Below are 13,438 nucleotides of genomic sequence, written 5' to 3' on the forward strand. Positions count from 1 at the left end.
GTTACTCAAGGGCACGTGTCGCGTGAAGGGGCGTGCGCGGGCTCCCGGACGGCCGGTCGGCCGGTCCGGGAGCCCGCACCGCTCAGCTGTCGCCTTCGAAGAGGCTGGTGACGGAGCCGTCGGTGAAGACCTCGGTGATGGCCCGGGCGAGCAGCGGGGCGATCGACAGGACCGTGAGGCTGTCGAACCTCTTCTCCTCCGGGATGGGCAGCGTGTTGGTCACGACCACCTCGGAGATGCGGGAGTTCTTGAGCCGATCGACGGCCGGGTCGGAGAAGATCGCGTGCGTGGCGGCCACGATGACGTCGGTCGCGCCGTGCTCATACAGGGCGTCGGCCGCCTTGCAGATCGAGCCGCCCGTGTCGATCATGTCGTCGATCAGCACGCAGGTCCGGCCGCGCACCTTGCCGACCACCTCGTGCACCTTCACCTGGTTGGCCACGTCGAGGTCGCGCCGCTTGTGGATGAACGCCACCGGCGTGCCCAGCGTGTCGGACCAGCGCTCCGCCAGCCGTACGCGGCCGGTGTCGGGCGAGACGATCGTGGTCGTCGCCGGGTCGACCTTGCCGCGCAGGTAGTTGATCAGGACCGGCAGGGCGAACAGGTGGTCCACCGGGCCGTCGAAGAAGCCCTGGATCTGGGAGGTGTGCAGGTCGATGGACATCATGCGGTCGGCGCCGGCCTGCTTGAACAGGTCGGCCATCAGCCTGGCGGTGATCGGCTCGCGCCCGCGGCCCTTCTTGTCCTGGCGGCTGTAGCCGTAGAACGGCATGATCACGGTGATCCGCTTGGCGGAGGCCCGCTTGAGGGCGTCCACCATGATCAGCTGCTCCATGATCCACTGGTTGATCGGCGCCGTGTGGCTCTGCATGACGAAGGCGTCGCAGCCGCGCACGGACTCCAGGTAGCGCACGTAGATCTCGCCGTTGGCGAAGTCACGCAGCGCCGTCGGCGTGACCTCGACGCCGAGGGCCTGCGCCACCTCCTCGGCCAGCTCGGGGTGGGACCGGCCGGAGAAGAACATCAGGTTCCGCTCGCCGGTCGTCTTCTTGCCGCTCATGCCGCGCTCCTCGCGTGTCGAGCCTGTTCGCCGTACCGGGCATGGTGCTGGGGCCGGGCCGCGCGTAACGCCGTCCCCCCGTCTCGCCCGGGGGCCGCGAACCCCTTCGCCCGGTCGATGTGGTCGGTCACGGTGTCCTCCTGGCCTGGCCCTTCGGCGCTACGCGGCCGAAACCGCGCCTCGTACCCTTTTCCTGTCCCCGTACGGCCCGCGGAGTGGCGGGCCGCAGGTGGTCCTTTATCGACGGCGCAGTTCACCGGCTCTAGTCACCGGCGGGGTCTCTGCCGTTCGCCGCGGCCACGTCGCCGGCTTCGGTCGCCCGCCGGGCCGCCTCCGCGGACCGGGTGCCGGCGCGGCGGCGCTCCACCCAGCCCTCGATGTTGCGCTGCTTGCCCCGGGCGACCGCCATCGCCCCCGGCGGCACGTCCGACGTGATCACCGATCCGGCGGCCGTGTAGGCGCCGTCCCCGATCGTGACCGGGGCGACGAGCATGTTGTCGCTGCCCACACGCACGTGATCGCCCACGACCGTGTGGTGCTTGGCGACGCCGTCGTAGTTGACGAAGACGCAGGCGGCGCCGATGTTCGAGCCGACCCCGATCGTCGCGTCGCCGACGTACGTGAGGTGGGGGACCTTGGAGCCCTCGCCGATCCGCGCGTTCTTGGTCTCGACGAACGCGCCGATCTTGCCCTTGGCGCCGAGCACGGTGCCGGGGCGCAGGTAGGAGAAGGGGCCCACGACGGCGCCGGGGCCGATCTCCGCACCGTCGGAGACGGTGTTGCGTACGACGGCCTCCTCGCCGACGACCGTGTCGGTCAGTGTGGTGCCCGGCCCGACCTCGGCTCCCGCCCCGATCCTCGTGGCGCCCTTGAGCTGGGTGCCGGGGTGGATCACGGCGTCGGGCTCCATCTCGACCCCCGCGTCGATCCACGTGCTCGCCGGATCGACGACGGTCACGCCGGCGCGCATGTGCGCCTGGAGGATGCGGTCGTTGAGCACGCGCCGGACGAAGGCGAGCTGGACGCGGTCGTTGACACCCTCGACCTCGGCGTGGTCGGCGGCCACGTGCGCGCCCACCCGGTGGCCGTCCTCGCGGAGGATGGCCAGCACGTCGGTCAGATATTCCTCGCCCTGGGCGTTGGCGGCGCCGATCCGCCTCAGGCCGTCGGCCAGCAACGCGCCGTCGAAGGCGTACACGCCGGAGTTCATCTCGGCGATCGCGCGCTGCTCGGGGGTCGCGTCCTTCTCCTCGACGATCTCCAGCACCGCGCCGCTCTCGTCGCGCACGATCCGGCCGTAGCCGGTCGGGTCGGGGACGACGGCGGTCAGCACCGTGACGGCGTTGCCGTCGGCGGCGTGCCGTTCCAGCAGGGCAGTCAGGGTCTCGGTGCGCAGCAGGGGCGTGTCACCGTACGTCACCAGGACGGTGCCGTCGAACGGGCCCTCGGCTTCGAGCGCGGTGCGCACGGCGTGGCCGGTGCCGTTCTGCTTCTCCTGGACGACCGTGCGGGCGTCGGCGGCGGTCGTCGCGAGATGGGCGCCGACCTGTTCACGCGCATGCCCGATGACCACGATCAGCCGCTCGGGCGACAGGCCGCGCGCAGCGGCCAGCATGTGATCGACCAGCGCTCGGCCACAGACCTCGTGGAGGACTTTTGGGGTTTTCGACTTCATCCGGGTGCCCTCGCCGGCGGCGAGGACGATCACGGCTGCCGGGCGCGGCACACTCACGGATTGAGGCTCCCTCGGCGTCGCGGCTCACTACGGATCGTGACTGTATGGATTGAGGGCGGCTTCCCACGCGTCCAATACCCAGGAACCGCACGGTCACCCGCTCGACAAGGTGAGCTTACCTGCCGTACCCCAGGAGGGAACCAGCCCCCCTGGGGCTCCGACAGCCGGACGAAACAGGCTCCCGGGGGAGGATTCGAACCTCCGTTGACAGAACCAAAATCTGTAGTCTTGCCCCTAGACGACCCGGGATGGGCGCGAAGTGCCGTTTTGTCGGATCCCGGCGCCCGCCGGAATCCGACACTCAGGATACAGAGCAGTCCCCCCGGCGCGCTCCCCCAAAATCCAGCGCGAGGAAAACCCCGGCCGAGGCCGCGGAACCCCCGGGCATCCAGCGACAAGCAGGCCGCACTCAGGTGCGGCCAGGCCGATCGGGGGTCACGCCTCCCGCCCCGCCAGGTCCGGGCGCGGGCCATGCCACGCCCCTCGATCGGACCGGCCGCATACCTAGAACGCGCTCTCGATCGGCTTGGCGACCTGCTCCTCGACGGTCCGCCTCGCCGCCGCGGCCCGGCAGCGGCACCGCGTCGCCCCGTCCGGCAGGACCGCGCATGATGCCGAGCACGACGGCCGGGGATGTTATCGAGAGGGCATAGCGGGCAGATCGCCGTGGACGCCGCGGCATCGGCGACGCGGCCGGATGTGAGCACGAGGCACTACCAGATGGCCGACCGTTGACGCAAGACGTGGATTCGCCACCAGTTGCGGCCCGGAGCGTCACCTTCCACACATTCGCTCTTAGGGATTCCTAACTTACGATGGCGTAGGTTACGGTTCCGTAGCCAGACATTCTTCCCCATCTCGTGAGGTAGCCCATGACCGTCCTGACCGAACGTCCCTCACCACAGCCGAAGCCGGAGTTCGAGCCGGAAGGCAAGAGCAAAGCCGATCTGGTCGTCTTCGGACTCGTCGTCGGCCTTCCGATCCTCGCGGTCATCGCCGCCGTGCCGTTCGCCTGGGGATGGGGCCTGGGCTGGACCGATGTCGCGATCGCCGCCGCCTTCTACATCGTGTCCGGCTTGGGGGTCACGGTCGGGTTCCACCGCTATTTCACCCACGGCTCGTTCAAGGCCAACCGGCCTTTGAAGATCGCGCTCGGGATCGCCGGCAGCCTGTCGCTTGAGATGTCGGTGGTGGACTGGGTAGCCGCCCACCGTAAGCACCACAAGTTCTCCGACAAGGAGGGCGACCCGCACTCGCCGTGGCGGTTCGGGCCCGGCTTCAAGTCGATGTGCAAGGGCCTGCTGTACGCGCACGTGGGCTGGCTCTTCGAGGTCGAGCGCGTCAACCGCGCCAAGTACGCCCCGGACCTGCTCAAGGACCCGGACATCATGAAGCTGCACCGGTGGTTCCCGACGTTGGCGATCACCTCCCTGCTGCTCCCGCCGGTCCTTGGCGGCCTCATCACCTGGTCGTGGCAGGGCGCGCTCACCGCGTTCTTCTGGGGCACGCTGATCCGGATCGGGCTGCTGCACCACGTGACCTGGTCGATCAACTCCATCTGCCACGTGTTCGGCGAGGAGGTGTTCGAGTCGCGCGACAAGTCCCGCAACGTGTGGTGGCTGGCCATCCCGTCGTTCGGCGAGTCGTGGCACAACCTGCACCACTCCGACCCCACCTGCGCCCGGCACGGCGCGCTGAAGGGCCAGATCGACCTCAGCGCGGGCCTGATCCGCTGGTTCGAGAAGGCCGGATGGGCCTACGACGTGCGCTGGCCGACCCCCGAGCGGCTGGCGGCGAAGCGCATTGCCTGACGACTCAGTCAGCGGTGACGGCAGGGCCGCTCCGCGTAACGCGGCGGCCCTGTCCCTCACACCGACGTCCCCCGCATCCGCACCCTCTTCTCCGGCGGCGCAGGCCACGCCCGCCCTCCCGGCACCCGCCCGGCAGGCCCCTGCCCGTTCAACGTCGGCCCGTTCGGCATCTGCCCGTCAGGCACCGGCCCGTTCGGCATCGGCCGCCGCCGGCACTCGTACGGCCTCCGCCTCCGCGGTGGTCGTACCGGCGCGTCCGGCCACTTCCACCAAACAATCGCGAACCGGTCCGAACCGAGTTCGAGCCGCCGCACCCGCCATGATGGAACCCGTGAGCGAGTCCTCCCGATCCCGAAGACGCATGACCGGCGCGGAACGGCGCGAGCAGCTGATCCAGGTCGGCCGTGCCCTGTTCGCGGACAAGGGCTTCGACGGCACCTCGGTCGAGGAGATCGCGGCCAGCGCCAAGGTGTCCAAGCCCGTGGTGTACGAGCACTTCGGCGGCAAGGAGGGCATCTACGCCGTCGTCATCGACCGGGAGATGCAGCGCCTGCTCAGCCTGGTCACCCAGGCCCTGTCGGCCTCGCATGCCCGCATCAAGCTGGAGCGCGCCGCACTCGCCCTCCTCCAGTACATCGAGGAGAGCAGCGAGGGATTCCGCATCCTGGTCCGCGACTCCCACGCCGCCTCGGGCACGGGCACCTTCGCCAGCCTGATCAGCGACATCGCCAGCCAGGTGGAGGACGTGCTGGCGGACGAGTTCAAGGAGCGCGGCTACGACCCCAAGCTCGCGCCGATGTACGCCCAGATGCTCGTGGGGATGACCGCCCTCACCGGGCAGTGGTGGCTCGAAGTGCGCAAGCCGCGCCGCGAGGAGGTCGCCGCTCACCTGGTGAACCTGTCCTGGAACGGCCTGACCGGCCTCGACGCCAATCCCATGCTCACCGCCGCGACGCGCGGCCTGGTCCTGTCCCCCTCCGCGGAGACCCGTACGGCGAGACCCGCCGAGCGCGAGTCGAAGGAGCAGGAAAAGCTCCGCCGCGAGCAGGAGAAGGCACGCGAACGCGAACAGCGCGAACGCGCCAAGCAACTCGAACGCCAGCAGCGCGAGCTGGAGAAGGCCAAGGAACGCGAACAGCGCGAACGGGCCAAGGAACTCGAACGGCAATTGAAGGAGCAGGAAAAGCTCCGCCGTGAGCAGGAGAAAGCGCGCGAACGCGAACAGCGCGAACGCGCCAAGCAACTCGAACGCCGCCAGCGCGAGCTGGAGAAGGCCAAGGAACGCGAACAGCGCGAACGGGCCAAGGAACTCGAACGGCAGCAGCACGGCGAGAGCTGACCGCCCGCCGGCGGCTCGCCGGCGGGCGCCGCTACAGCGCGAAAAGCCGCTCAGCACGGTCCGGCGACCCGCTCAGGGTGATCCCGCAACCCGCTCGGGGGAGGTCCGGCGACCCGCTCAGGGTGATCCCGCAACCCGCTCGGGGGAGGTCCGGCGACCCGCTCAGGGTGATCCCGCAACCCGCTCGGGGGAGGTCCGGCGACCCGCTCAGGGTGATCCCGCAACCCGCTCGGGGGAGGTCCGGCGACCCGCTCAGGGTGATCTGCGATGCCGTGGGAGCGCGGCTCGCGGGCGGTCCCCGCCGACGAGAGAGGCACGCCGGCATCACGCGGGAGGCGGAGGGCGCGCGCGGGGAAGCGCGTGCGACGCACAGGCAGCGCGCGGGAGGCCCTGCCCTGGAAGCGCGAGAGCGCGTGGGACGCACAGGAAGCGCGTGGGACGCACAGACAGCGCACGCGGGGAGCGCGCGGCGGTCGCCGGTGACGGGTGAAGCGTGGAGATCGGGAAGAGCGCGGTCCGACAGAGTGGCCTGACAGAGCGGTCTGACGCTTTCGTTGCGGTTCAGTTAACGTTCTGTTCAACGAGTTGGGGCATATTTCGTTATATGTCCGCCCAAAGCTCCCCCGCCCGCGAGCCGGAGGAGGCCGACCTCCCCGCGCAGACGCCGCTGCCCAACGATCGGTTCCTCAACCGTGAAGAGAGCTGGCTCCAGTTCAACGAACGCGTCCTGGAGCTGGCGGAGGACTCCTCGGTGCCGCTGCTCGAACGCGTCAGGTTCCTCGCCATCTTCGCGAGCAACCTGGACGAGTTCTTCCGCGTACGGGTGGCCGGGCTCAGACGGCGGATGGCCACCGGCCTGCTGCTGCGGACGACGGGCGGGCTGAAGCCGAGCGAGGCGCTGTCGCGGATAGCGACGGTCGCCGACGACCTGGCGCGCAGGCACGCGGCGGTCTTCCACGAGCTCATCTGCCCGGAGCTCGCCGAGCAGGGCATCGCGATCGTCCGCTGGGAAGACCTCGCACGGGACGAGCGGACGGCGCTGCGCAAGCTCTTCCGTGAGCGGATCCGGCCGGTCCTGACGCCGCTGGCCGTCGATCCCGCCCACCCGTTCCCGTACATCTCGGGTCTTTCGCTGAATCTGGCCGTGACCGTGCGGAACCCGGAGAACGGCCACACGGTGTTCGCGCGGGTGAAGGTCCCCTCGCAGCTCCCCCGGTTCGTGACCGCCTCGCCGAACCGGTTCGTCCCGCTTGAGGACGTGATCGCTGCCCACCTGGGCGAGCTGTTCAAGGGCATGCAGATCGTGCAACACCATGTCTTCCGGGTGACCAGGAACGAGGACCTGGAGGTCGACGAGGACGTCACCGAGAACCTCATGAAGGCGCTGGAGCGGGAGCTGCTGCGCCGCCGGTTCGGGCCGCCCGTACGGCTGGAGGTCGAGGACACCATCACCCCGCAGGTGCTGGAACTGCTCGTGGACGAGCTCGGCGTGTCCGACAACGAGATCTACCGGCTGCCCGGGCCGCTCGACTTGACCGGGCTGCACGCCATCGCCGACCTCGACCGCCCGGAGCTGCACTACCGGCCGTTCGTCCCGGCGGAGGCGATCAGCGCCGAGGACGACCTGTTCACCGTGCTGCGCGAGCGCGACATCCTCGTCCATCACCCGTACGACTCGTTCGCGACCAGCGTGCAGCGGTTCGTGGAGGAGGCGGCGGCAGATCCGGACGTGCTGGCGATCAAGCAGACCCTCTATCGCACCAGCGGCGACTCGCCCATCGTGGACGCGCTGATCGACGCGGCCGAGGCGGGCAAGCAGGTCGTGGTCGTGGTGGAGATCAAGGCGAGGTTCGACGAGCACGCGAACATCTCCTGGGCGCGCAAGCTGGAGACGGCCGGGTGCCACGTGGTCTACGGCGTGCTCGGCCTCAAGACGCACTGCAAGCTGGCCATGGTGGTCCGCCAGGAGGCGGGCGGCGAGCTGCGGCGCTACTGCCACATCGGCACCGGCAACTACAACCCCAAGACGGCCCGGCAGTATGAGGACTTCGGCCTGCTGACGGCGGATCCGCAGGTCGGCGAGGACGTCACCGACCTGTTCATCCCCCTGACCGGATACTCCCGCCAGTCGGAGTATCGCCGGCTGCTGGTCGCGCCCAACTCGCTGCGCCAGGGCCTGCTCGCCCGGATCGAGCAGGAGATCGCCCATCGCACCGCGGGCCGCCCGGCCCGGATCCGGATCAAGACGAACTCGATCGTGGACGAGCCGATCATCGACGCGTTGTATCGCGCCTCGCAGGCGGGGGTGCCGGTGGACCTGTGGGTCCGTGGCATCTGCACCCTGCGTCCCGGTGTGCCCGGCCTGTCGGAGAACATCCGCGTACGCAGCGTGCTCGGCCGTTTCCTCGAACACTCACGGATCTACGAGTTCGGCGGGGGGCGGCGGCCGGAGATCTGGATCGGCAGCGCCGACCTGATGCGCCGCAACCTCGACCGGCGGGTCGAGGCGCTGGTCAAGGTCGCCAGCCCGCAGCAGCGCCGGTATCTGTCCGATCTGCTCGACCTGGCGTTCCGCGACACCACCACGGCCTGGACGCTGCACTCCGACGGCAAGTGGCTGCGTCACCGGGGCGAGGTCGATCTCCAGCACCATCTGATCGCCGGACGGCGCTGGCGGACCGTGGACGACGTGGCGGACTGACGGATCGACGGCCGGGGGCGGGGTCGGTGACATGGCCATGGGCATGATCAGGGCGGCCGGGGCCGTCGTCTGGCGGGGTGACGAGGACGACCCGGAGGTCGCTCTCGTGCACCGCCCGGCGTACGGCGACTGGAGCCTCCCCAAGGGGAAGCTCAAGCGCGGCGAGCACGTGATCGCCGGGGCCCTGCGCGAGGTGCGGGAGGAGACCGGCCTGGAGGTCGTGCTCGGCCGTGCGCTGCCGCCCGTGCACTACATGCACGGCGACCGGCTCAAGCGGGTGGACTACTGGCTCGCCCATGCTCTCGACGACCGGGTCGCGGCCGACGGCGACGAGGTCGATGAGGTGGTGTGGCTGCCGATCGAGGAGGCGCAGCGGCGCCTGACCCACAGGTGGGACCGCGGCCTGCTGCGCGCCGCCGGTGCCGCTCCCCTGCCGACCACGCCGCTGATCCTCGTGCGGCACGCGCTGGCGGGCTCCCGGCAGGAGTGGAAGGGCGACGACGACCTGCGGCCACTGGACGAGCGCGGGCGCGCTCAGGCCGAGGTGCTGGCCACGGTGCTGGGGGGCTACCGTCCGGCCGTGCTGGTCAGCTCGCACAGCAGGCGCTGCACGCAGACGCTCATGCCGTACGCCGAGCGGCACGGGCTGGAGGTGCGGGAGGAGACGGCGCTGTCGGAGAGCGGATACGACCCCCGCAAGGCGGAACGGCTGATGCGCGAGCTGCTGGCCGCGCCCGAGGCGGCGGTGGTGTGCAGCCACGGCAAGGTCCTGCCCGAGCTGCTGGGCATGGCGGGCCAGGCGCTGCGCGGCGTGCGGACCGCCGATCACACTCTCCCCAAGGGCGGCTTCGCCGTCCTCCACCGCGCCATGCACCCGGGCGCCACCGACCCCGGCCCCGCCCGCGTTGTCAGCCTGGAGCGTTATACGACCTGAACCCTCAGGCGAGGCGGGACCAGACGACGGGGAACTCATCGTGGGCCCGGGCCGCCTCGGCGCTCTCGATGCCCACGAGCACGCCGTAGGTGAAAGTGTCCTCCCCGGCCCGGCGGGCCCTTTCCGCCTCCTCCAGCAGCACGCCCTGGGCGACGACACCGTCCTGGTGCCGTCCGAGCACCTCCTGCACCTCCTTGGCGCGCTCGGCCGCGCCGGACATGCCGGCGGCCTCCGCCGTATATCTGGCGCGCTTGGCGGCCTTGCGCACGTCGTGCATGGCCGCCTCCCGCTCCGCGCCCTCCTCCATGCGCCGCGCCGCTTCGTAGGCGTCGGTCACCCGCCGCCAGTTCCTGTCCACGATCTTCGGCAGCGCCTTGTCCGCGTTCTTGGCCGCCGCGGCCGTCAGCGGCGGGTCGGCGGCCAGCGCGTCGAGGGCGTCGAGCAGCGCGAAATAACGGCTCTCGCTGAGCACGCCCCGGATCCGCTCGTACGCCTCGTGTTCCCTGGCCTGCAGGTCGTCGCCCAGCCTGCGGCGCGCGTCGGCGGTGACGAAGCGGGGATCGAGGCCGTCGAGCCGGCCGGCGAAGCGCGCCCTGATGACCTCCAGGTCACGCGCCTCGCCGAGCACCTCGCCGAGCCACCTGAGCTCCTCCTGGAGATCCTCGGTGCCGGCGACGATCCGTTTGAACGCCTTGAGCGCGCTGCGCAGGCGGCGGCCGGCGACCCTGGCCTTGTGGACGGCGTCCTCCTCGGCCAGCCGCACGTGCGGGTCCTGCGCGATCAGCGCGTCGGCGTGGGCGCGGAGGTAGGCGACGACGACCTCGCCGACCGAACCGGGCTCGGGCCGGATCCTCGGCGGCGGCGCGGGGATGCGGTCTCCCAGGACGCGGGCGAGTTTGCTCGCGCTGTCCGCGGGAGTGGCGCCGGCCTTGCGCAGCCGCTTGGCGACCTTCTCAAGGAGGCCGCGATCGCCCTCCTTGAGCTCGGCCTCGACCTCGCGCCAGCGCCGCACCACCGGCTCGTCCCCGAGCACGGTGCCCTTCACGCGGTCGTCGGCGATCTCCACAAGGACCGTGCTCTCCGTGCCACCCGTGCCACCCGTGCCACCCGCGCCGCCTGTGCCGTCCGCGCTGCCCTCGCCGCCCATGCTGCCCGAGCCGCCTGCGCCACCGGGGCCGAGCAGCCGGGTGATGCTGCGGCGGGTCTCCAGCCGGGCCACCGGCGCGAGCGGGGCGCCCCGCGTGTACGCGAGGACGAGGCTCGCCAGCTCGGCGGGCACCACCTTGGCGCTGCGGGTGAGCGGCCGGGTGATCTCCTGGCGGGCTCCCTTGGCCTTGGGCAGCTTGAGGTGCCAGCCCTCGTCGTCCCCGCCGCGCCGCCTGCGCAGAGTGACGCCGCGAGCCGCCAGCCGCAGATCGGGGGTGTCGAAATAGACCGCGGTCAGGCGGTGGGAGAGCGGCTCGGACACCCCCTCGCACCCCGGCACGCCGCTGAGGTCGGGCAGGGCGAAACCCTCCGGAACGTCGAACTTGTCCTCGATCTCCAACGCCACCGTTCCCCCCGAATGCCCCGGTTTACGGTCATATGCCCCCCAAGGTGAACAGTACGTTCCGCTCACCACGGGCGCGCCGGCTCCACGCATTCATGGCCGCGGCGCGGTCAACCGGCCCGTTCGGGCGCGCGCCCACTCACAGGTGCGCGACGACGAAGATCCGCCGGAACGGGAACAGCGTGCCGTACGGCCTGGGGGGATAGACGGCGCGCAGGCCGCGGGCGCAGTCGGCGAGGAAGTCGGCGTGGCGCTCGGGCGGCAGCCGGTCGAGCATGGGCCGCAGGGCGGTGCCCTTGATCCAGTTCAGCACGGCGTCCTCCCCCGGCAGCACGTGGATGTAGGTCGTCTCCCACGCGTCCACCGTGAAGCCGAGATCGGCGAGCAGGTCCACGTAGTCGGCCGGCTCCCGGACCGGCGCGTCCCGCGGCACGTCGCCCAGCTCCTCCCGCCAGGTCGTACGGCACAGCTCGCGCACGACGGCGTGACTCGGCGCGTCGAAGTTGCCGGGCACCTGGAAGGCGAGCCAGCCGTCCTCGGTCAGGTGACTCCTCCACCGGCGCAGCAGGTCGGGGTGTTCCGGCACCCACTGCAGGAGCGCGTTCGAGACGATCACGTCGACCGGGCGGGGCGGCTGCCACTCCCGGACGTCGACAACCTCGAACGTCGGCCCGGGCGGCGCCTTGGCGATCATCGCGGGCGAGGAGTCGACGCCGTGCACCCGAGCGCCGGGCCATCGGTCGCACAGGGTCGCGGTGAGCTCCCCGGTGCCGCAGCCGAGATCGACCACATACTCGGGCGACTTGGCGCCCACCCGGGCCACGAGCTCGTGGAAGGGGCGGCCGCGCTCGGCCGCGTACCGCTCGTAGACCACCGGATCCCAGATGTCCGCACCCATGCCACGCACCTCCATTATCTTGACATCGAGATAAATCGATATCGCGGGAGATATCTCGATGTCAAGAGAAGCTAGACTCGGCCCATGACCTTCTCGAGGCCCGTCGAGGACGAAGTGGACCGGCTGGTCGCGGCCTGGAGACAGGAGCGCCCGGACCTGGACGTGACGCCTCTCGAAGTGCTGAGCCGGGTCTCCCGGCTGAGCCGGCACCTGGAACGCGAGCGCCGCGCGGCCTTCGCGTCGCACGACATGGAGTCGTGGGAGTTCGACGTGCTGACGGCCCTGCGCCGTGCGGGGGAACCGTACGAGCTGAGCCCGGGCGCGCTGCTTCGCGCCACCCTGGTGACCTCCGGCACGATGACCAACCGCATCGACAGGCTGGCCGCCGGAGGGCTCGTCACCCGGCGCCCGGACCCGGAGGACCGGCGCGGCGTGCTGGTGCGGCTGACCCCCGCCGGGATGCACCGTGTGGACGCGGCCTTCGCCGACCTGCTGCGCCGCGAACGCGAACTCCTCGCAGGTCTCGACCAGCACGAACAGAAGGCACTCGCCGCCCTGCTGCGCACGCTTCTGATCCCCTTCGACACCTCCGACGCGTCCGCCCACTGATCCGGCGGAGCCGTCGCCACCCCCGGCCCGGCCGTCCGATGGAGGCGGAAGCCGGCCGGACCCCGGGGGGTTGACACCGACAAACGTTCCCGTCCGGGGTAAAACATGCCTTCTTTGACGTTTGTCACTTTTGGCGCTTTTGGCGGCACCTCGAACGCACGCCAGCCCGCTATTGACTCATGTCCAACCGGCATCGATATGATGCATATCCGTGTGATTTACGTCACACACCTTCCTTGGATCGGTCCAGCACCGGGCGAGGCCCGAGGCGACCGAAAGGTCTGTGATCAGCGGAGACGGGGTCCGCGCCGCCATGACGACGCGGCCACCACGCCGGAGCGGAGACTCTGCGGGCGCGGAGAGGAAACCCGAAATTCCTGGTTTCAGAGGGTTTCTCGTTATAACTTCCGACCGTTCCTTCACTGACGTATGGGGCGCGAGTGACGCCTCACGACAGACCAGGGAGATCCTCTTGAAACGCACTCTCGCTCTGGGCGGGGTCGCGGCCGGCCTGCTGGCCTCCGCGGCGATAGCCGCCCCGGCTCACGCCGACTCCATCCCGTCCGTCAACCTCGCCAAGACCAACCTCGCCGCGAAGGAAGTCGCGGCGTTCTGGTTCGGTCAGGCGCGGGCCAACCTGATCAACGCCACGCCGTACGGCGTGGAGACCAAGATCTCGGCCAAGCACGTGTCGACCGGCGGAGCCTCCGCCGACACCAAGGCCGGCGTTGTCGGGTCGAGCGGCGACCAGAAGGCCGCCAGCGGCAGCCTCAAGAACGTGAACCTGCCGAAGACCACCGGC

General features: G+C 70.4%; 9 protein-coding genes, 1 tRNA gene and 1 pseudogene. 6 read left to right on the forward strand and 5 right to left on the reverse strand.

All coding sequences use genetic code 11. The features are described 5' to 3' along the window. Positions 1-82: 82 nt before the first annotated feature. The 3 genes from FLV34_RS06725 to FLV34_RS06735 form a co-directional block, all read right to left on the reverse strand. Entirely contained in the window at positions 83-1,060 is a 978-nt protein-coding gene (locus FLV34_RS06725) for a ribose-phosphate diphosphokinase (protein WP_142650788.1), read from the reverse strand. A 262-nt stretch (positions 1,061-1,322) separates the two neighbouring features. Next, positions 1,323-2,792, reverse strand: a complete 1,470-nt coding sequence (gene glmU, locus FLV34_RS06730; protein ID WP_142650789.1) for a bifunctional UDP-N-acetylglucosamine diphosphorylase/glucosamine-1-phosphate N-acetyltransferase GlmU — start codon at positions 2,790-2,792, stop codon at positions 1,323-1,325. A 181-nt stretch (positions 2,793-2,973) separates the two neighbouring features. After that, positions 2,974-3,044: transfer RNA gene (locus FLV34_RS06735), tRNA-Gln, on the reverse strand. A 623-nt stretch (positions 3,045-3,667) separates the two neighbouring features. Between FLV34_RS06735 and FLV34_RS06740 the strand changes: the two genes are divergently transcribed. The 4 genes from FLV34_RS06740 to FLV34_RS06755 all read left to right on the forward strand — a co-directional run bounded on the left by FLV34_RS06740 (position 3,668) and on the right by FLV34_RS06755 (position 9,580). Further along, positions 3,668-4,606: an acyl-CoA desaturase gene (locus tag FLV34_RS06740; RefSeq protein ID WP_142650790.1), complete on the forward strand. Its 939-nt coding sequence runs from the start codon at positions 3,668-3,670 to the stop codon at positions 4,604-4,606. 322 nt (positions 4,607-4,928) lie between these two features. After that, positions 4,929-5,945: a TetR/AcrR family transcriptional regulator gene (locus FLV34_RS06745; RefSeq protein ID WP_142650805.1), complete on the forward strand. Its 1,017-nt coding sequence runs from the start codon at positions 4,929-4,931 to the stop codon at positions 5,943-5,945. 604 nt (positions 5,946-6,549) lie between these two features. Further along, positions 6,550-8,646 (forward strand): RNA degradosome polyphosphate kinase, encoded by a 2,097-nt coding sequence (locus tag FLV34_RS06750; RefSeq protein WP_147942614.1) that lies wholly within the window; start codon positions 6,550-6,552, stop codon positions 8,644-8,646. 31 nt (positions 8,647-8,677) lie between these two features. Beyond that, positions 8,678-9,580 carry an NUDIX hydrolase gene (locus FLV34_RS06755; protein WP_240971943.1) on the forward strand — a complete coding sequence of 301 codons (903 nt, stop codon included), beginning with the start codon at positions 8,678-8,680 and terminating at the stop codon, positions 9,578-9,580. A gap of 4 nt (positions 9,581-9,584) precedes the next feature. On the opposite strand, the gene FLV34_RS06760 is transcribed toward FLV34_RS06755, so the two are convergent. Next, positions 9,585-11,132: a CYTH and CHAD domain-containing protein gene (locus FLV34_RS06760; protein WP_147942615.1), complete on the reverse strand. Its 1,548-nt coding sequence runs from the start codon at positions 11,130-11,132 to the stop codon at positions 9,585-9,587. A gap of 136 nt (positions 11,133-11,268) precedes the next feature. Then, complete coding sequence (locus FLV34_RS06765) at positions 11,269-12,027, reverse strand: trans-aconitate 2-methyltransferase (RefSeq protein WP_185949063.1); 759 nt, start codon at positions 12,025-12,027, stop codon at positions 11,269-11,271. A gap of 84 nt (positions 12,028-12,111) precedes the next feature. On the opposite strand from FLV34_RS06765, the gene FLV34_RS06770 reads away from it, so the two are divergent. Together FLV34_RS06770 and FLV34_RS06775 are read left to right on the forward strand one after the other, a co-directional pair. Beyond that, positions 12,112-12,636, forward strand: coding sequence for a MarR family winged helix-turn-helix transcriptional regulator (locus FLV34_RS06770; protein ID WP_142650793.1), 525 nt, complete (start codon positions 12,112-12,114; stop codon positions 12,634-12,636). A gap of 472 nt (positions 12,637-13,108) precedes the next feature. Next, positions 13,109-13,438, forward strand: a pseudogene (locus tag FLV34_RS06775) (hypothetical protein); the annotation flags it as partial.

The organism is Microbispora sp. CSR-4 (assembly GCF_008033685.1).
Lineage (GTDB): Bacteria > Actinomycetota > Actinomycetes > Streptosporangiales > Streptosporangiaceae > Microbispora.